We start from the raw sequence: 20,210 nt of genomic DNA, 5'->3' as shown, positions 1-20,210 counted from the left end.
CAAAACTCATTCAGAATATCAGATATGCAGGATTTTTTGGAGAAAATAGGAGTACTTTGGCAGAAAATCACCACGCCTTTTCGAAAATTTGGGAAATGGCTCGGGGCTTTGCTGTACCAACTGCTCGCCAAAATCGTGGGACCCGATCGTCTCAACGAATGGACCAACCAATACCAACAGCTTACAAAACGACTCTGGGATTACTACTACGCACGCGTTGATGTTAATTCCCCCTACTACAAGCCCGTCATAACCGCCTGGAAAACATTTGTTTACGGATTTGGCGCTTTTGTATTTTACATCTTTTGTGTAGAAACAAACTTCTTGTGGCTCTGCGGAAGTATGCCGAGTGTCGAAGAACTACAAAACCCGAAAGTAGCGCAGGCTTCGGAGATTTATTCGGCAGACGGAAAACTTATCGGGAAATTATATACCGAAAATCGCACGCCCGTCGATTTCGATAGTTTGTCGCCCTACCTTGTTAAAGCACTCATTGCGACGGAAGATGCTCGTTTTTATGAGCACTCAGGCATTGATTCGCGCGCACTTTTTGGGGTTGCCGTCGGGATTTTGAAAGGCGGAGAACGTGGAGGGGGTAGTACCATTACCCAACAGTTGGCCAAAAAACTTTTTCGCACGCGCCGTAAGTCGGCACGGGGATTACTTGGCAATATTCCTTTGATTAGAACGGTATTGTACAAAACCAAAGAGTGGTTAACGGCCATTCGGCTCGAACGAAATTTCTCCAAAGAGGAAATTTTGACGATGTATTTTAACACCGTTGACTACGGAAACAATACCTACGGAATCAAAACAGCCGCTCGTTTTTATTTCGATAAAGGGCCATACAACCTGACTATTCAAGAGGCCGCTGTCTTGGTTGGGCTTCAAAAAGGAACCACCCTCTACAACCCCGTTAAAAACTATGACCGCTCGCTGATTCGTCGGAATACCGTGATGAATCAGATGGTGAAATACGGGTATTTAAAACAGACTACCGTCGATTCGCTATCTAAATCGCCGATTGACCTCAAACTTACTCCCGAGCGCTTTAACGACGAAGATAACGAATACGCGATTTATCAGTATTTCAACGGAAGTGTAGAAGATTTTATGGAAAAATGGGGAGAAGAAAACGATTACGACCCTTACAAAGACGGCCTTAAAATCTACACAACGATTGATTCACGGATGCAAAAATACGCCGTAGAAGCTACGTTTGAACGCATGAAATCGCTCCAACAAACGTTTGAAAATCACTGGATAAACCAAAATCCGTGGCGTGATGAAAAAGGCGTAGAAATTCCCAACTTTCTCACTGATGTAGCCAAACGTACCGACCGCTACAAAGCCCTTTCCAAGCGTTTTGCCAAATTAGACTCGACCGTCCGTCAGGACTCCATCTGGTATTATATGAATAAAAAAGATACCATGACCATTTATGATTGGAAAACGGGGCGGGATAAAAAAGTCGTGATGAGCTCCATAGATTCGCTCAATTACTACAAACGTATTTTACGAGCGGGCATGATGGCCATGGATCCTTACACAGGTCAAGTAAAGGCTTGGGTGGGAGGTTTAAATTACAAGTTTTTCAAGTACGATGCCGTTCAGCAAGGAAAACGCCAACCAGGTTCAACCTTTAAACCGTTTGTTTACTGCGCAGCCATCGACAGTTCGGCTTTTAATCTTTCTCCTTGTGATAAAATGAGAGACGAACCGTTTGAGATTGAAGTTCGGGAGAAAGTCAAAGGAAAAGACACAACCCGCATTTGGCGGCCCAAAAACTCTACGGGTGGTTTTACTTACCAAGAACTAACACTTCGTAGGGCATTGGCTCGCTCTATCAACTCCGTTACGGCGCATTTGACCAATCGGATTGGGGCACAAGCCGTTGTTAAATATGCCCAAAAACTAGGAATAACCACTGCGCTAAAGCCCGTGGCGTCTATTGGACTTGGTCCTTTTGACGTCTCACTTTTCGACATGGTAACTGCTTACAGCGTTTTTCCTAATCACGGTAAACACACAGACCCTATCGTTGTAAGCCGTATTTTAGATTCCAATGGCAGTGAAATTGCAAGTTTTGCCCCAAAAAGCAAACAAGTCATTAGCGAAGAATCGGCGTTTTTGATGGTTCACATGCTCAAAGGCGGTATTGAAGAACCAGGAGGAACTTCGCAAAATATGTGGACTTTCGGTAGTTTGTTCAAAAAAGGATTTGAAATTGGTGGTAAAACAGGAACCACTTCCAACAACTCCGATGGCTGGTTTATGGGTGTCACCAAAGACCTTGTGGTAGGTGCATGGGTAGGCGGCGACGACCGAAGTATCCACTTCCGCAGTACAAACCTAGGCGAAGGAGCCAAAACAGCCCTTCCATTGGTAGGACGGTTCTTGGAAAAAGTCTATGATGACCCTAATATTGGCTATGTTCGTGGACCATTCCCCAAACCAACCATCGCTATCCTGAAAAGTTACCGTGATTGTGCACCATCCTCACCGATTGAAACCATAGCTGACTCGACTAGCGTGGTGAATGATACGTTGGATATGCTACCAACGTTTGATGAAAGTGACCACGACCCTCAAGTGCCCGTGGACACGACAAATTCTCGTTGATGATTGGCCTCAAATAACATCCAATAACGCAAAAACCCCGTTTAACTTTAGTAGGTTAAACGGGGTTTTATTATAGCGGAGCGACCAATGTTACTTGCTCATTTTTAGCACCTTCAAAGTGGTTTGTTTAGCCCCAGCATTGACTCGTAGAAAATACATTCCATTGACCATTTGACTCACGTCGAACTCCTCTTGGTGTTGGTTAGATTCAGGCACAAACGAGCGTCCAAGCACTTTTCGGCCAGAAATATCTATCAAATCTAAGTTGACCGAAACACCTTTCACATTTTTTACCTTCAAGTAAAGAGTCTGTGAAACAGGGTTAGGAGCGATTTCGGCGAGTTCATTTTGCTCTACTGTCGCCAAGCTTTCAGCCGCTTCTCTTGCAGCTCCTACTCCAATGCCATCTTTCGATTGGATTCTAAACCAGAATTCTTGATAGGCAAGCACATTGCCTTGCGCCTGACGAGTAGAAGGGTAAATACTTCCCCACCCTTTCATATCCCAGTAGCGAATACCAAGTTTATAAGAACCTTTGGGCAAGCCTACATCATAGACATTTCCGCCGCTACCATTGTCAAGATAGAACCCATAAGCAGGGTGGTTTTGTGCGTAAAGTTCACGGAAACCGTCACGGTTAGCATACATAAAATAGGGAGCGTTGTTTTCATGGGTATTGTACGAACGCACCACGCCCGTCTCGGGAGCCGCCGACATATTATACGTAATTGAACCGTCGGTGCCTAAATTACAGGTTTCTACTTCTATCGTCCAGTAGCGAGGAGCAATTTTATTTACACTTTCTACAAAGTAAACCGTTGGGTTATTTTGAGTACTTTTTTCAAGACTAGGCCCAGCATCTGGTGTGATAAAATTAGCACTCCAATCCGATTTCGTAACCACAGCCCCCGACTTAACCCCAGACTGTGAACTACCCACGTTATAAACCGTTAAGCTAAATGCCCTCCAGTTAATTACTTTTGGCGCACTCATTGGTGTCTCACAACCACCTGTCAAAACACATTTGGCGCTGTATGACGCCGTTGAGATAGTAGCAGAACTTACTTCTAGGGTAGCTCCGTTCACGTTTGTATTCCAAACCACTGTTGAGCCAGCAGGGCAATTGGTTGTCAAACGAGCCGTTTGACCTGCACATAGGTTATCATCTCCAATGACCGACACCACTGGAGCTACTCCAGCTTGATAAACAGTAAAAGTAACCACATCACTGGCTTCGCTCATACACCCACCAGCACTTTGGCATTTAACATAGTAAGAGGAGGTCGTTGTTGGCGTTTGACTTGGTAAGGTTACGGGCTGATTAGTTGCAGCGTTGTACCAAACTGTCAGGTTATTTCCACAATTAGCATTCGACAAAAACGGCACAGATGCGCTTGAACTACAAATACTTAAAGGGGAGATTGTAGCAGCTGGTTTAGGTAGCGCGGGGTAAATTCGGAGTGTCATCGCCCCCGATTCTGGGCCTATACACGCCTCAATACCTGCACCCGCTTGGCAACGCACCCGATAATTGTGATTGTTTCCATCCACCATTTGGGTTGGAATTGCAGCCGAATATTCAGCACCATCGACCGAAATTAATAACTGCTGGCCACTTGGACAAGCGTTAGAAAACGTAATCTCTGCGCCTACCAAATCACAAAAACTAGCCGATTGTCCAACTGGTACTGTTTGTCCATCGGCCGTCAAACTTACATTGGTTGGGGTACCTCCCACGGGTAAAGCAGTGAAAGTAATTTTTGCACGTTCGGCACTTTCACAACCAGTCAGAACATCCTTGCACGCTACATAATAATCTTTCGTAACCAAAGGCGTCTGGTTTGGTACCAACACGATACTACCACCAGTTGGGGCGTCATACCACACTACCGTTTTCTCTGTTCCACAACTTACGGTTGAATACATAGAAACAGGATCCACTACTGGGCAACGGCTGCTAGGTACCAATCCACCTGTTACTGTGAGTGTAGGTAATGCTTTAACTTGAACAGAAGCTGTTACTGAATTTGAACACCCATTACTACTTACTTGGTAGGTTACTTGAACAAAACCAGCACTTACGCCTATTAGTTGGCCTGTAGTAGGGTTAACTGTTGCTACTGAGTTATTATTCCCGTTCCACGTTCCACCGCCTAAACCATTGGAAGTGAGTGTTATGATATTACCAACACAAACTGACAATGGCGAAATTGTACCTGCATTTGGCAGGGCTTTACCCGTTATGGTTTGTGTTGCAGTAAATGTACATGAAGGCGAAGGTGCATAGGTTGCTGTCACCGTAATATCTCCGCCGCCCGTAATTGTTAATACATTTCCAGCTACCGTAGCTGGGCTTACTCCAATCCCATCGATTGAAATCATATCTAGTAAGATTTTCCCCGTGGCAGTATTGGTAAAAGATGGGCTTGTCCCGAGTTGTTCAATTCCTTTGGTACCCACGGTATCTATTTCGATAACCCCCGCATTGATGATAGTTCCACCGTTATTTCTTACACCAAAACTATTACGCCCCCCCTCTATACGGCCATTGTTGTGGAACGTTCCTGTATTATCTAACAAAGGACTCCCAAATTCAGAAAAGACTAATGAAGCATCGTTTCGTATAGTACCTGAATTGACGATTGGTTGTCCGATATAAAATGAAGTTATACCGAATGTAGAAGGCAATATCAGTGTCCCTGAATTATCGATTACTTTATATACCCTAGTTATTTTCTGCTGGCCATCAATGGTCATATAACCTGAGTTCTTAATGAAATACTCCGTTGCTGACCATGTCCTAGCCATAGCTGCCCCTACAATAAGCGTATCACTATTATCAAATACTCCATCCCCAGTTGTCTGATTACCAGTTAGAGTCAAAGGAACATTGACACTCATGTATTTTTCGTTTTTCAGAAAGTTTGTGAAATAACTCGCCGATATACTTCCATTCAGGTGCGTATAACGACCTTTATTTAAAATAAGAGGGCCTCCCAAATATTGAAACGTAGTACTACAATTGTTCACAAAAAGTGCTCCTGGCCCGTTAAGAATGGAAGAATTTGCCGATTCTATTTTTATTGTACAGCCTGTTGACGTCAAAAAACTATTCAAATTTTTTATTGCTGAACCACCCGTACTTGAAATATCAAAAGTACCTGCACTTCCTAATGAAACACCTCCTTGGTTAAATATAGCAAAGCTATTCCCCCTAACCACCCAAGTTCCATTGTTAACAATACTACCCGTCATCTTATTTACCACAGAACTATCGGCGTTATTTTTAGTCTCAAAAACATTGTTGTTTTCAACATACCCCTCATTTCTTAAATTAGTACGGGAAGTCGATGCAATTATGAAACTAGCAGTAGCCGTGTTAAGCAATTTAGCCCCGTTTCGGTTGTAAACGCCACCCTTTTCCCCTCCGTTACTTACTATAAACGAGCCTTCGTTAAGCAGGTATTTTTTATTGTCAAGCAAAATCTCATCTTGGTGCTCTTTTATTTCAAAGGTTGCCCCTACCCTATTTATCACTGAATCGGCATTGATAAACTGCGGCCCCGTATCTCCAGACCTCACAATCAGAGTACCTGCATTGTCAATTTTACCTTCATTAGAAACACCACCGTTGTTTCCGCTCTCTACATTAAAAACTGATCCAGAGGTTGTGTTAAGTAACTTAGCGCCTGGATAATTATAAAAGCCCAACGATAGCCCTCCATAAACATTGAAAGTACCTGAGTTAGTAATGGTACTCGAATTTTTAAGACGACTACCTGTACCCTTTGCAACCGAAAAAGTAGCTGTGTTTACCAACGAAGCTCCTGCTTGGTTAATAAACCCATCACGGAAGGCTGAATCCAGCTCCGTTGTGCCATTGTTGGTAAAGGTTCCTGAGTTGGTGACACCGTCGGTATCACTACCCGAAACCCGCAACTTACCGCCGCTGGCAACCGTCACACTCGCCCCCGCTGCAATCGTCAGCGAACGTGCCCCTGCGTTGACTGTAACTACTGGATACCTGCCATTTCCGACAACGGGAATTTGAACATGGTTACCTATCAAAAAACCAAAATTTGGCGTACCCGTAGCCACGGCACTATTCACGAGCCAGTTGCCTGCCGTATGCCAATCGGTACTGATTGCCCCAGACCACACATAGACACTTAGAACGGGTGGATTGGACATTTTTTTGACCGAAATAACTCCGAAAGTTTCGGAAACAATCGTACCACCTGCCGAAGGGGCAATCAACGCCCAAGGCTCATTTTTAGAAACTTTTACTTCGTTTCCTTTTAAAGAAAAGTTACCATTTTGTTCCTTTAATGAAACTTTTCGGCGCGATTTGTTGGGGGCAGACCATGCTTGTCCAGCTGCCCAACACAGCAAGACAAACAAAAACAGAAGACGTGGTTTAGAAATAGACATTTGACATGTAGGGATTAATTAATAATAGAGTAAATTCAATACGTTGTGACAGCTTCTTTTTCTGAGCTTATAAGGCTGGATTTTTCTCCTTCAAGGTGTTCGGTTTTGTGCCAATACAAGGGGGAGATAAAATACTCAGCGTACGCCTTCATCCCCGATGCTATATGAAGGATTAAGTACAAAAACCAATCTTTTAAAATACGCAACGGCGAAACCACGATGCCCATGCGGCGGTAAGTCAGGTAATTGATGGCACAGGTAAAAACCAGATTGAGCGAAAAGAGCCCCCAAAGCGCCACGCTCATGACATAGACATTCCAAAGGGAAAGGTTTCCCCAAGTCATATAAATAGGAATATATAGATTAAAGAAAGGAACCAGCGCCGCCGAAATCATGGGTAACCAAAAACTTATCCATGCCTCTCCCCGCCAACTATCACTCATAAACGTACGCCCCAAATGAACCAATTGCGTAATAAACAGTCCTTTGTTCCAACGCGTACGCTGGTTTATCCAACCTTTGGGGGTATCTGGACAGGTTTCGGTTGTCACAGAATCGAGGATTTGTAGTTTAACTCCGTTCTCTGATAGTCGCACACTCAAATCGGCATCTTCCGTCACGTTGAAAGGATCCCATGCACCTGCTTCCTCAAGGGCTTTTTTGGAGACAAAAAACGAATTTCCTCCGAGTCCAAAGGGTAAACCTTGCGCCGATAACTCACTCAAATGCCGTTCGTACCACTCGTAATATTCCCCCGCAAAGTTTCGGGTGAGCCAGTTTGTACCTGCGTTTGAAATACGAATTTTCGACTGAAAACATGTTTCATTATTTGCCTGTAAAAGAGCAGTTGCAGCCTTTTTCAATTGGCTAGGTTCTGGCCTACTTTCTGCATCATACACCGTCAGGTACGTCCCCGTAGCCTCGCTAAGTGCGTACAACAACGCCCGCCCTTTGGTAAAAGGAGGAAGCTCAGGTATGTGAATAACCCGAAACGAAAATGGCAAATCAATTTGAGCTAGGCTGCGTTGAGTAACCACATCGGTATCTTCCACAACAATCAGTACTTCTTTTCGATCGCTGGGATAATCTAAATTTTCAATGGCTTGCAGGGTCGCATGGATTACTTCGTCTTCGTTCTTTAGGGGTACCAGAATCGAAAACTTCGGCCATTCTTCCACTATCATCGAGGCTGTTATACTTTTTTTTGTTCGGCGATAGAAGTTGTTACTTACCCTAAAACTTAACAGCAAGATGTAGTTGAGAAAACCTAAACCAAAGAAAAACAATCCCAATGTTTGCGAGAAGAATACGCCCGTTACGATGACAACAACAACCAACGAAAATAGAAGAATGCGCGTACTTTTACCTATTTTTAGGAGGGCAGTTTTATCGCCAAGTAACGACAACTGAAATTGCGCACGTGAGTCCATCAAACGGCTAGAGTTGAAATAGAGTTCTTATAACATGAGTAAGAGTCTGAAATTATGTATTTTACTGTTCTCTCCCAACTTTTTTGAGTTTTATTTCTAGCAAACCCTGTTTTTCCATGCCTTATTGTCAATTTTTGCAAACTGATTCATGATTCACTCACTTTAAGCCTCGTTATTTTATCTGTACAAACCTTCAACTGCACAATGATACAACTTAAAAATACCCACCTCCAAGTTCAGATTCATCCCAAAGGAGCAGAACTTCAACAACTGTTTCATTTACCCTCACAATCAGACTATCTCTGGAATGCACAAGCAGTTTGGGCCAAGCATTCGCCAGTTTTATTCCCTATTGTTGGAAGCTTAAAGGACAACACCTACCGTTACCAAGAGGTTGATTATCAGTTACCTATACATGGATTTGCCAGAGACAAAGTCTTTTTAGTCCAAGAACATACTGATAATAAAGCCACTTTTTTACTTACCCAAGATGAAAGCACTTTGGCTAATTATCCGTTTGAATTTGAGTTAAGGCTTATCTACGAAATTGTGCAAAATCAATTAAACGTTACGTATCAGGTTCATAATCCTGCCGCGAATCAGTTGTGGTTTTCAGTGGGAGGCCACCCTGCTTTTCATGTACCTTTTGACAAAGAAAGAACGTACAATGACTATACGTTAAATTTCGATAAAGAAGAAGAATTATGGCGTTGGCCTTTGTCCCCTGACGGACTTATTGAAACTCAACCTACGTTGGTTTCGACAACAAATAGCTTGGCTTTAACCAAATCGCTTTTTTACGAAGATGCACTGGTATTTAAACACCTCAACGCTACCGCTGTTACTTTAAGCTCAGTAAAAGGTAGAAATTCACTTACGTTTGGCTTTAGTGGTTTTCCTTACGTGGGCATTTGGGCGGCCAAAGACGCCGACTTTGTCTGCATTGAGCCTTGGTGCGGAATTGCTGACAGTGTCGATTCTACGCAAGAATTGACGCAAAAAGAAGGAATCATTTGCCTAGAAAGCAACCAGACGTTTGAACGTACTTGGTCGGTTTCTATTGCTGAAAAAGACTAGAAAAGCGCAAGCCTCCGAGTTGAAACAATTCGGAGGCTTGCGCTTTTTGTAATGCTATTTAGGTTCGTAAAACCCTTGCAGTCGCTCAATCATTTCTTTGGGAGCGCGCGTTGGGCGGTTGGTTGTTCGGCTTAAAAACAAAAGTGTCGTTTTTCCCGTGTTCAACAATGTGCCATCCTGGTTCCGAATTTCGTACTCAAAGACAATCCGTGCCATGGGTAGCTCTGGAATGGTCACTTTGATGCTAAGTTCGTCATCGTACCGCGCAGGTTGAAGATAACGAGCGTAATTGTCATAGACAGGCATCATTATACCACTGTCCTCCATCTCGCGGTATGACATACCCAAACTACGCAAGGCTTCTACCCGACCAATCTCATAAAAACGGCCATAGTTACCGTAATACACGTATCCCATTTGGTCGGTATCGGCGTAGCGAACACGGACACCTTTGTACTCATAGACAAACATGGGCAGCGATTATTTGATGTTTAATTTATTAAGCGCCTCTTGGTATATTTTTGCGTTTTTGAGGTGATCTTCGTACGTAACCGCAAAGTCGTGGTAACCCAGTAATTTGCCATCAGGGTCGATTTTTACGCAGAAATACAAGTAATCATGCTGTTCGGCGTTCAAAACGGCGTTGATGGCGTCTGTACTTGGGATGTTGATTGGGCCTGGAGGCAACCCCAAAACGCGGTACGTATTGTAAGGAGAATTGAGGGCCGAATACTTACCCGTTACTCGCTTAATGCTAAAATCACGCCACGCAAAAATCACCGTTGGGTCGGCCTGTAATGGCATACTTTGTTTGATACGGTTGAGATACACACCCGCAATGCGCGGCATTTCGTCAGTTCGGTTGGTTTCGGCGTCCACAATCGAAGCCATTACTGATACCTCTGCTTTGGAATACCCCAACGCCTTGGCCTTGGCGATTCGTTCGGGCGTCCAAAACTTGTTATACTCATCGTGCATACGTCCCAAAAACTTATCCACTTTGGTTGTCCAAAATATTTCATAAGTATTAGGCAAAAACATACTTACGATGTTTGTGGTATCAAAACCGTACTTTTGACATACCTGAGGGTCGTTCAACAATCGACCCAACGTATCTGCCCCAAACGCAAATTTCGCCCCAATTCGCTTCACTAAATCCTCTTTGATCCGAATATTATTGAAGGTCAAACGAACAGCATCTTGACTGCCATTGCGAAGTTTTTGGATGGCTTCTAAATTCCCCATTTTACGGGTTAGAACGTACCGTCCTGGTTTTACTTTTTCGGGCAGTTTGAGCAATTTAGCCAAAAAACGAAACGACATCTGGTCATTTAATACGTCGTTTTTTTTGAGCGAGTCGAGCACCGTTTCGTAGGTAGCCCCTGCAGGAATCAACAGGGCAAAATCTTTGTCTTTCCCTTGTTGAAAGTTAGGCGTTTTGGCCAATTGCCAAAAATAAAAGGAGAATGATGTGATGATTACCGTAACGGTAACAAACAAGCCAATTTGAAAATTACGAGACATGATAATAAGTCAATTTGAACAAATGAACGAGGCTGCCAATAGAATCTACGGTGCAAAAGTACACGTTCACTTTGGTTTTTCTACGAAAACAGTCGCAAGTTTACCGAACAAAACAAGAATTGAGTACCTTTGGAGTTCAACAAAGATTGTCTTATAACATCACAATGGACGCAAAAGAAGAGTTATTACGCATTATTGACCAATTTAATCTAATCTACGAAAGTGAAGGAGCATGGCATGGGCCATCGGTAGTAGAAGTATTGAGCGATGTATCGTGGGAAATGGCTGCCGAAAAAATCATGCCGAATACCCATTGTATCGCCGAACTTCTTTACCACATGACCACCTGGCGCATCTTTGTCATCAAACGATTACAAGGTGACGGTGAGTATGAAGTAACAAAATCACGCGACTGGAAGACGTTCCCGATGTTTGATGAATTTGAATGGGAAGCACTCCAAATGGAACTTAGTTTGAGCCAAGAAGAGCTTATTGCGGAGCTTGAAAAGCGGGAAGATGACGAATTTTTAGAGGAAATCGTACCAGGACGGGAGTACGATTATTATACCATGCTTCACGGAATTTTACAGCATGATTTGTACCACGCGGGCCAAATCTCAATTCTCAAAAAAGCACTTACTTACAAAGGTTTGGGCAAACAAAGCCGTAACGACGAAGACGATTATTACCGCTCAGGTGGTATTACAGACTTCAATGACATGTACTAAGTCGATATGCCTTAGCCGATTATGTATCCAACCCATCATTCACGACATTCTTTGTTGGCTTTGCTGTGTTGGCTGCTGTTTAGCAGCGTAGTTGCCTTTGCCCAATCTAAAACCATCTCGGGTAGATTGGCAGTCAATGACACTCGGCTGTATTACGAAGCGGCGGGAAAAGGCGAAACAGTAGTCTTGATTCATGGATTTGCCCTCGACAACCGACAGTGGGATAGCCAATGGTCAAAATTAAATAAACGATACCGAGTTATTCGATACGACGTGCGTGGGTTTGGACAATCAGCCCGCGCACGCGACCCCCACGACCCCACCGACGACCTCAAGGCATTGCTAGACTCCTTGGGTATAACACAAACGCACCTTGTTGGGGCGGGAATGGGTGCTAACATTGCGCTTCATTTTGCGGCTCGTTATCCTCAACGTACCCTTAAAATCGTTGCTACTAACACCGAGCTTGATGGTTTTGAGGAATACACCCCCGAATTATCGGCGTCGCTTCACAAAGCCGTTGACATTATTTCTCAACAAGGTTGGCACGATGAGCAGCAAGAATTTTGGCTTCGTTCACCATTCACGCGTTTGTACGCGGCCGAAGACCGCGCCATCATTCGGCTAAGTGAAATGACCGCCGACTACCACGGAGACCATCTCATCAATCCCCGCATCAATCCGTACTTTGGCCCCCCTCACACCCTTGAGTTACTTCCAATTATTCAAGCCCAAACCCTTATTTTGACAGGAAGTAAAGAGGAGGAAACGTTTCATCGGATGGCGAAAGTGATGGCCGAACGTATTCCCAATTCTGCTACCTTTGGCATCAAAAATGCAGGGCATTTGTCCAACCTTGAGAAATCAACCATTTTTACTTCAACACTTCTTCACTTCTTAAAAAATGGAATTAGACAAACGCCGTAGATGGTCTAAAATCGCAGCCATTGGTATGGGTTTTGCCACACTTGTTAGCTTATTGGCTGGCTTTTTTATAGAATGGAACTTTCCACGTATTTTAATGGTGATTTGCTTTGGGGCAAGTACCGTTTTATACACGATTCAGCTCAAAGAACTCGAAAAAGATGACTAATAGCTAGTCTTTGTAGCTATAATTACGATAAAATAATCCGCCATTTCATTACAGCTTTTGCTTTCCTTTCATTGCCTAATTCTTAGGAATGATTTTCTATTGGTATATGTCTTACCAATAGAAAACGTCCAAACAAAGACCTAGCACCTTTTTAGGATTCGTAAATAGGTGATTTTATCCGCCCAATAATCTAAATTACTAGATTCAATATACTATTATACCAGTCTGTGACTTCCCAAACTGCAAATCGTCAAGGATTAAAATAAGTTTTATGCTCTTTTAATATCAAATTTTACCTTTATGAATTGTAAACGGATCTATTTTACACTTCTGTTGTCCACCATAGGGTTTTATATTCAGGCCCAAACCGAATTTGGCGGACATATCACAGGCCAGCAGTGGCAAGTCATTTCGTCGCCCTCGGCCAACATTATTTTCCCCAAAGGCATCGAACCCCAAGCACAGCGTGTAGCCAATGTGGTTAATTTTATTGACCTCAACAACCGCCGTTCCATTGGCGACAAAAAAGGAAGAATAAACATCGTTTTACAAACCCAAACCGTCAATCCTAACGGATATGTAGGTCTTGCGCCCTTTCGGTCTGAGTTCTTTTGTACTCCTCCCGCTTCTAACCTTCTCTTAGGGAATCAAGACTGGTTAGACGGGTTATCTGTACACGAATACCGTCACGTACTCCAAACCCTCAATTCAAGGCGTGGTATCACCAAACTTGGTTCGATTTTGCAAGGCCAAGGGCTGTGGGCTCTCCTGAGCAACCTAAGTATTCCTAATTGGTATAGCGAAGGAGATGCCGTTATTGCTGAGACTGCCCTCAGTAAAGGTGGACGAGGAAGAGCCAGTTTTTTTACTTTAGAGCAACGTGCCTTGGCAAACGTCGGGGTCAATTATTCATACCAAAAAAATCGAAATGGCTCTTATCGCAGCCTCGTGCCTGACCATTATCGACTTGGCTACTTGATGCTTACGCAAGCGCGTCAATTGAAAGGCAACGACATTACAGCCAAAATCCAAGCCGAAGCCGCTCGTTACAAAGGAATTGTGTATCCATTTTCGAGAGCACTCAAACGTAACCTTGGCTATAATTCTACCAATTTGTACAAACTGTCTTGGAAAGAAAATAAACAAGCATGGCAAGAACGCCTCGATGCTACTACGTTGATTCCGACGCAAGCCATCACAAAAAAAACCAAACGAACCGTCACAGATTACCGCTATCCAAGGGTTTGGAAAAATGACGTTCTCATTGCTCGCAAAAGCAGTTACCAACAGACCGACCAACTTGTCCAGCTCGAAAACGGCAAAGAAAAGGTACTGACAACCATCGGTTATAACAACGACGACTTCTTTAGCCTGAACGGAAACATCGTCGCATGGGCCGAACTGTCGCGCAACCCACGTCGAGGTTATCAAGATTTCACCAACATTTATCTATTTGATTTACAGTCCCAACAAAAAAGACAACTTACGCACAAAACCCGTTATTTCTCCCCCATCGCCTCGCCTGATGGCCGTAAAATAGCAGCGATATATGTGTCTCCGATGCTGAAAAATGAAATTCACGTGCTAGATGCTGTTTCTGGAAAACTATTAGAAAACATCACTACGCCCGACAATTATTTCTTTTCACGACTGGCCTGGACCGAAAACGGGGACGCACTGGTTAGCATTGCCAAACACCAAAGCCAACTGGCACTTACCAAAATAAATGTCAAAGAAAAAGGCATCATCTTTTTAACCTCTTGGACGCACCATACGATTGAAGCACCCGTAGTTTTCAATGATAAAGTCTATTTTAATGCCTCCTTTTCGACCATCGACAACATTTATTGTACTGATTTAGCGGGAAGCAAAAAAATCTCAAAAGTAACCTCTGTTCCAGTAGCAGCGTTCGAGCCTGAAGTAAGCAAAGACGGTAAAACGCTCTATTTTACAGAGTTTACCAACATGGGTTATGTCATTTCAAAACAACCACTTGAAGTCAATAACTCGTCCGAATTTGTGGTGAAAGAACCTTTTGAATTGCCCATTTTTAAAGCCTCTAATTTCCCCGAAGAAGGAGGTTCTATTTTTGAAAAACTACCTACGCAATCATACGGCGTAAAATCTTATCGGGGTTTATTCAAAGGCTTAAAATTACACAGTTGGAACATCGTTCCATCGCCAAGCACTCCGTCGGTTGGTCTGCAGATGAACAATTTCCTCAACGATGTTTCATTGAATTTGGAGGGAAGTATCAATCTAAACGAAGAGGGAAGCAGCTCGTTTAACGCCCTGCTAAAGATTGCGCGTTTCTACCCTGACCTTACGCTGATGACAACTTATGGACAACGCAGCACTGCCGTTTTTCAAAACAACCAAGTGGTCAATCAGCAGTTCAATGAACTTGATCTTTCAGTACAGGTAGCTATTCCGCTTCGTTGGCTCAAAGGCAATTTCTCTACGTCGCTGATGCCTTATGTCACACTCACGCAACGAAATTTGACCAATTTTAACATTGATAACGTAGCCAGCAGACCCGACAACTCGTTTTTGAGTAGTAATGTGGGGCTAACCTTTAGCACCGTTCGTCGGAGGGCCTATCAAAACGTCGGGCCAAGACTTGGTTTTGCTCTCCAATTGGCCAGCATTTCTACCTTAAACGGCGACGACAATGCCAAAACCGTTGCTTCTAGTGCGGTGTATCTTCCTGGCATTGGTAAAAATCACGCCATTCAAGTCAGAGGTGCTTTCCAGAAAGAACTCTTGCGTAATTCTTACCAATTCTCCGATACCTTTGTCTATCCACGCGGCTACAACGCCCCTGCCAACGACCAAGTAACAAGTCTAGCGGTCAACTATGGCTTACCACTTTTTTACCCCGACGCGGGTTTGTTTGGGATTACGTATTTTAAGCGAGTAAGGGCCAATCTTTTTTACGATTACGCCATGACCGAACGACTTGCAGCGAAAACCAAAACGACCTACCGTTCGGCAGGAGCTGAACTTATTTTTGACAATACTTTTTTGAATATCTTACCCCTCAGCATTGGGCTTAGAAATTCGTTTTTACTAGACAAAGACCCCGTCAACCCGAATCAATCTTTCCATTTTGGTATATTCGTTTCAACGGGCTTATAATTTGTTTGAATACCAAATATTTCCCGACGCGGGTGATTTTGCGAAACCACCACACACTGTGCCTGTGGTTTCGCAAAACCTCAGTAAATAAACTCAATACCAAATATTTCCCGACGCGGGTGGTTTTGAGAAACCACCTCACACTGTGCCTGTGGTTTCGCAAAACCTCAGGCACAGTTAAAGTAAAAAAGGCGTAAATTGCGCCTTTTTGTATTTTATCCATTTCCAATCCACTCAATTTACACCCACAATGTCCAAGATTTACTTCGCGACGTTATCCGTCTTTCTACTTTTTCTTTTTAACATCTCCTCTTTTTGGAACACAAACTCCAACAATTTAACAAACGTCACCGTCAATCCTGCTGATTCGCTTCCCAATGCTAGTAGTTGGCCTGCCGAATTGGCCATTAGTCACTTTGCAGGAGCCGATCTTACCCCTAGCCCCGCTTGTTTGGCAGTGGCACCTACGGGCGAAGTCTATGTAGGTGTCGATATGATTGGTTCGTTAGGGAAAAAACCTGGCAACGGTCGCATCGTTCGATTGGTTGACTCCAACAACGACGGCAAAGTGGATTCCCACACAGTCTATGCCACCGTTGACAACCCCCGTGGTATCATTTCGATGGGCGATAAAGTCTATGTTTTACATACCGTTTTTTCCAAAGAAACAGGAATCGCCTCGGGCATGGACTTGGTCGTATTTGAAGATAAAAACCACGATGGCGTGGCTGATGGCCCTTCAAGTCCGTTGATTCAACACATTAGCTCGCCTAAATTTTTACAAAGCCGTGGTACCGACCACGCTACCAACGGAATTCGGATGGGGATAGATGGCTGGATATACATTGCCGTGGGCGATTTTGGTTTCCACAACGCCACCGACCGAAGTGGCAAAAAAATGACCATGCTTGGTGGCGGCGTTGTGCGCGTTCGTCCTGACGGCACCGAAATGGAAGTTTATACCCACGGACTTCGTAACATCTACGACGTGGCTATTGACCCTTACATGAATATTTTTGCCCGTGGAAATACCAACGATGGTGGCGGCTGGAACGTTCGGTTCAGCAACCAAATCCAGTCTGGCGAATACGGTTATCCTGTATTATTCAAGCATTTTACCGACGAAATTATTCCTGCACTTATCGACGTAGGCGGAGGCTCTGGAACGGGTGCTTTGTTTATGGACGACGACACTTGGCCTGCCCAATACAATCAAGTACCTATGATGGCCGATTGGGGACGCAGCCAATTGTACATTCACCGCGTGACAGCCGATGGCCCAAGTTTTACTCAAAAAGAAGAAAGTTTTGTAAAATTAGCCCAAATCACTGACGTGGACGTGGACGCCTCAGGCCGTGCTTACCTTTCAGCTTGGGACGGTGCAGGTTATTCAGGAAACCCCAAAAAAGGATTTGTCGTAAGAGCTACTCCAAAACAGTGGACGTATAAATCGTTCAAAAACCCCCAAGAGCTTTCTATTTCAAAATTGGTTGACCTACTTAAATCAGGAAGCGGTGTGGCTCGTTTAGCTGCCCAGCAAGAGCTTCTCACCCGCCCCGCTGACAAAGTAACTAAGCCTGTGTGGGCACTTGTGACCAATGCCAAATTTCCTTTGGTAGTACGAATCGCAGCAATGTACACTTATGCACAAGCCGCTGGTATGAATGCCAATGAAAATTTAGCTAAATTGACCTCAGATGAAACCATGCGTGAGTATGCGCTTCGGGCTTTGGCCGACCGTAAAATTTACAATTCCAACGTTTCAACTGGTACATTTATCCAGGCATTAAGTGATGGTTCTCCTCGCGTACGCTTGGCAGCTACTGTCGGACTTGGTCGTCTTGGAAAGGCTGATGCGGCACAAGCTCTTCTTAAAACACCAGTACCAGCGAGTTTTGCCCCCCCAGCAATGGGCACCGAAGGGCCTCATGCAACGCCTAACTCGGCGATTATTTTACCGCACGTAGCAGTACGTTCATTGATTGCTCTCAACGCCGTCGATGCTTGTGTAAAGGCCATTGGCACTGAAAACTCAACCCTTGCACTTTGGGCACTTCGCTACATGCACGACCCAAGAGCAGTTTCAGGATTAATCAATGCCTACCAAAAATCAAACGACGCTGTCCTCAAAAAGCAAATCATTGTTACACTTTCCCGTTTGTACAAAAAAGAAGCCGATTACGACGGTTCGTGGTGGTGGAGCACCCGCCCCGACACGCACGGCCCTTATTACAAAGGTATTACGTGGGAAGCCTCGACGAATATCAAAGATTTCTTGATTGAAGAATCGAAAAAGCTAAACGACAAACCTTTCTTTGTGGACCTCAACAGCCGTCATCGCATGGAAATACCAGACTTTGGGGTAGAAGAAGTCGCCGCAGTTAAGGAAGAGGTAAAGATTGATTTGGACAAAATTCGTAATAAAAAAGGGCAAATAGGTGAAGCCTCAATTGAAGATGTGATGCTTGCCATGGCCAAAATTCAGGGAGATGCTGCTCTGGGCAAAACACTATTTACACAGCAAGGTTGTATCGCTTGCCACAGTTTATCAAAAAGCGAAACCATGAAAGGGCCATTTATGGGACAAATTGGTTCGATTATGAACCGTGAGCAAATTGCAGAGTCAATCTTAAAGCCAAATGCGTCGATTTCTCAAGGTTTTGCATCGGTGACTATCACAGCTAAACGCAACAAAATTTACTCAGGTTTTATCACTGAAGAATCGTCGGCTCGCGTCGTTTTGAGAGACATTGCTGGACAAGTTTATACCATTAAAACCGCTGACATCGTTAGTCGCAAAGAAATGGAAACCTCAATGATGCCTTCGGGGTTGGTTAATGCCCTCTCTTACGAGGAATTTGCCTCATTGCTAACCTTTTTGTCACAACAAAAGTAACCTACCTTTCAAACTATTTTTGATATGAAATACGCAGTAATTGTCTTTTTAAGCCTTTGTATTACGTCTGTTTTTGGACAAAAAAAGGCCGACAAACAAGAATGGCAACAACTTTTCAACGGTAAAAACCTTGATGGTTGGGACATTAAAATCCGTGGAAACGACCTCAATGACAACTTTGGCCAAACATTTCGGGTTGAAGACGGGAAAATGGTCGTTCGCTATGACCAATACGACGATTTTAAACGCAAATACGGTCATATATTCTACAAAGGCGATTTTTCTTACTACCGCATTGCGGTTGAGTATCGTTTTGTAGGTGAGCAAGCCCCCAAAGGTGAAGGCTGGGCGTGGCGCAACAGCGGCATCATGGTCCACGGACAAACGGCCGCTTCGATGGGGAAAGACCAAGACTTTCCTGCGTCTATCGAAGTTCAATTGCTTGGCGGTGACGGAAAAAAACGTACGACCTGTAACTTGTGTACTCCTGGGACAAACGTAGTAATGGACGGCAAATTAATCACCCAACACTGCATCAATTCTACGTCACAAACCTACAACGGCGACCAATGGGTGCGGGCTGAAGTGTTAGTACTCGGCGATTCGCTCATTCAGCATTTTGCCAACGGTGAAAAAGTGTTGGAATACAATAAGCCTCAGTGGGGAGGCGGCAACGTGAGCGGACACGACCCTAATCTGTTTGTTAACGGAAAACTTCTCGACCATGGCTCTATCTCGCTCCAAAGTGAAAGTCACCCCGTTGAATTTAGAAAAGTTGAATTGTTGAACTTAAAAGGCTGTATGGACCCTAAAGCGCTCAATTTCAAGTCGTACTACGTCAAAGAAGACAATTCGACTTGCCAATATGGGAAGAAGAAAAAATAATTTTTGAAGTGTCGAGTATCGAGTGCAGAATGTCAAATAGGCTTCCCTTTATAGGCTTAACTTGTTGATATACAGTTTATTTGCAAATAAATTAACCCCGAAAAAGAACCAAAATTGGCAATTTTCGGGGTTTTTGTGTATTTTGTTTTTACCACAAAACTGAAATACAGGTGCAAGATACACTTTTCGACGTTAATTCTGCAAACTCTTCCCAATTGTACATTTTCAAGAATTGTACTGATTTAGGAGCTATTTATCAAACTATTGATTGGGCATCTTTAGTTGAACTGCTTCCTGAAAAAAAAACGATGGTTGGTGCTCCTTCTTGGCTTCCTAAACAGGGCTATTTTGGCTTAATGTTCCTTAAGCATTATCTAAAACTCAGT

General features: G+C 43.8%; 12 protein-coding genes and 1 pseudogene. 9 read left to right on the top strand and 4 right to left on the bottom strand.

Annotated features, from left to right (window positions below; all coding sequences use genetic code 11):
• Nucleotides 1-24 precede the first annotated feature (24 nt).
• Complete coding sequence (locus tag K339_RS0108195; protein WP_028523176.1) at nucleotides 25-2,622, top strand: transglycosylase domain-containing protein; 2,598 nt, start codon at nucleotides 25-27, stop codon at nucleotides 2,620-2,622.
• A gap of 90 nt (nucleotides 2,623-2,712) precedes the next feature.
• Here K339_RS0108195 and K339_RS0108190 read toward each other — a convergent pair whose 3' ends face one another.
• Entirely contained in the window at nucleotides 2,713-7,053 is a 4,341-nt protein-coding gene (locus tag K339_RS0108190; RefSeq protein WP_028523175.1) for a T9SS type A sorting domain-containing protein, read from the bottom strand.
• A gap of 35 nt (nucleotides 7,054-7,088) precedes the next feature.
• Nucleotides 7,089-8,483: a glycosyltransferase gene (locus K339_RS0108185; protein ID WP_028523174.1), complete on the bottom strand. Its 1,395-nt coding sequence runs from the start codon at nucleotides 8,481-8,483 to the stop codon at nucleotides 7,089-7,091.
• A gap of 204 nt (nucleotides 8,484-8,687) precedes the next feature.
• On the opposite strand from K339_RS0108185, the gene K339_RS0108180 reads away from it, so the two are divergent.
• Entirely contained in the window at nucleotides 8,688-9,560 is an 873-nt protein-coding gene (locus K339_RS0108180) for an aldose 1-epimerase family protein (protein ID WP_028523173.1), read from the top strand.
• A gap of 54 nt (nucleotides 9,561-9,614) precedes the next feature.
• Here K339_RS0108180 and K339_RS0108175 read toward each other — a convergent pair whose 3' ends face one another.
• Both K339_RS0108175 and mltG read right to left on the bottom strand, forming a co-directional pair.
• Entirely contained in the window at nucleotides 9,615-10,031 is a 417-nt protein-coding gene (locus K339_RS0108175; protein WP_028523172.1) for an acyl-CoA thioesterase, read from the bottom strand.
• Between the two features lie 9 nt (nucleotides 10,032-10,040).
• Entirely contained in the window at nucleotides 10,041-11,084 is a 1,044-nt protein-coding gene (mltG, locus tag K339_RS0108170) for an endolytic transglycosylase MltG (RefSeq protein WP_028523171.1), read from the bottom strand.
• Nucleotides 11,085-11,248: 164 nt separating this feature from the next.
• Here mltG and K339_RS0108160 point away from each other — a divergent pair, with 164 nt between their 5' ends.
• From K339_RS0108160 to K339_RS37690, 7 genes and pseudogenes are all read left to right on the top strand, one after another.
• Nucleotides 11,249-11,812, top strand: coding sequence for a DinB family protein (locus K339_RS0108160; RefSeq protein ID WP_028523170.1), 564 nt, complete (start codon nucleotides 11,249-11,251; stop codon nucleotides 11,810-11,812).
• 21 nt (nucleotides 11,813-11,833) lie between these two features.
• Nucleotides 11,834-12,739, top strand: coding sequence for an alpha/beta fold hydrolase (locus tag K339_RS35825; protein WP_084332147.1), 906 nt, complete (start codon nucleotides 11,834-11,836; stop codon nucleotides 12,737-12,739).
• On the top strand, nucleotides 12,717-12,905 hold the full coding sequence (locus K339_RS0108150) for a hypothetical protein (RefSeq protein ID WP_028523168.1): 189 nt from the start codon (nucleotides 12,717-12,719) through the stop codon (nucleotides 12,903-12,905). The genes K339_RS35825 and K339_RS0108150 overlap by 23 nt, the downstream gene beginning before the upstream one ends.
• A 300-nt stretch (nucleotides 12,906-13,205) precedes the next feature.
• Nucleotides 13,206-16,043, top strand: a complete 2,838-nt coding sequence (locus tag K339_RS0108145; protein ID WP_028523167.1) for a TolB-like translocation protein — start codon at nucleotides 13,206-13,208, stop codon at nucleotides 16,041-16,043.
• Between the two features lie 250 nt (nucleotides 16,044-16,293).
• The gene (locus K339_RS0108140; protein ID WP_028523166.1) at nucleotides 16,294-18,939 is read left to right on the top strand and encodes a DUF7133 domain-containing protein; all 2,646 of its coding nucleotides are present in this window, start codon (nucleotides 16,294-16,296) and stop codon (nucleotides 18,937-18,939) included.
• A 24-nt stretch (nucleotides 18,940-18,963) separates the two neighbouring features.
• A complete protein-coding gene (locus tag K339_RS0108135) occupies nucleotides 18,964-19,824 on the top strand; it encodes a 3-keto-disaccharide hydrolase (protein WP_028523165.1) in 861 nt (286 codons plus the stop codon).
• Between the two features lie 170 nt (nucleotides 19,825-19,994).
• A pseudogene (locus K339_RS37690) lies at nucleotides 19,995-20,210 on the top strand (DDE transposase); the annotation flags it as partial.

The sequence above is a fragment of the Runella limosa DSM 17973 genome (assembly GCF_000482465.1).
Lineage (GTDB): Bacteria > Bacteroidota > Bacteroidia > Cytophagales > Spirosomataceae > Runella > Runella limosa.
The sequence above is the reverse complement of the archived record's forward strand: the minus strand, read 5'-3'. Positions and strand labels throughout refer to the sequence as shown.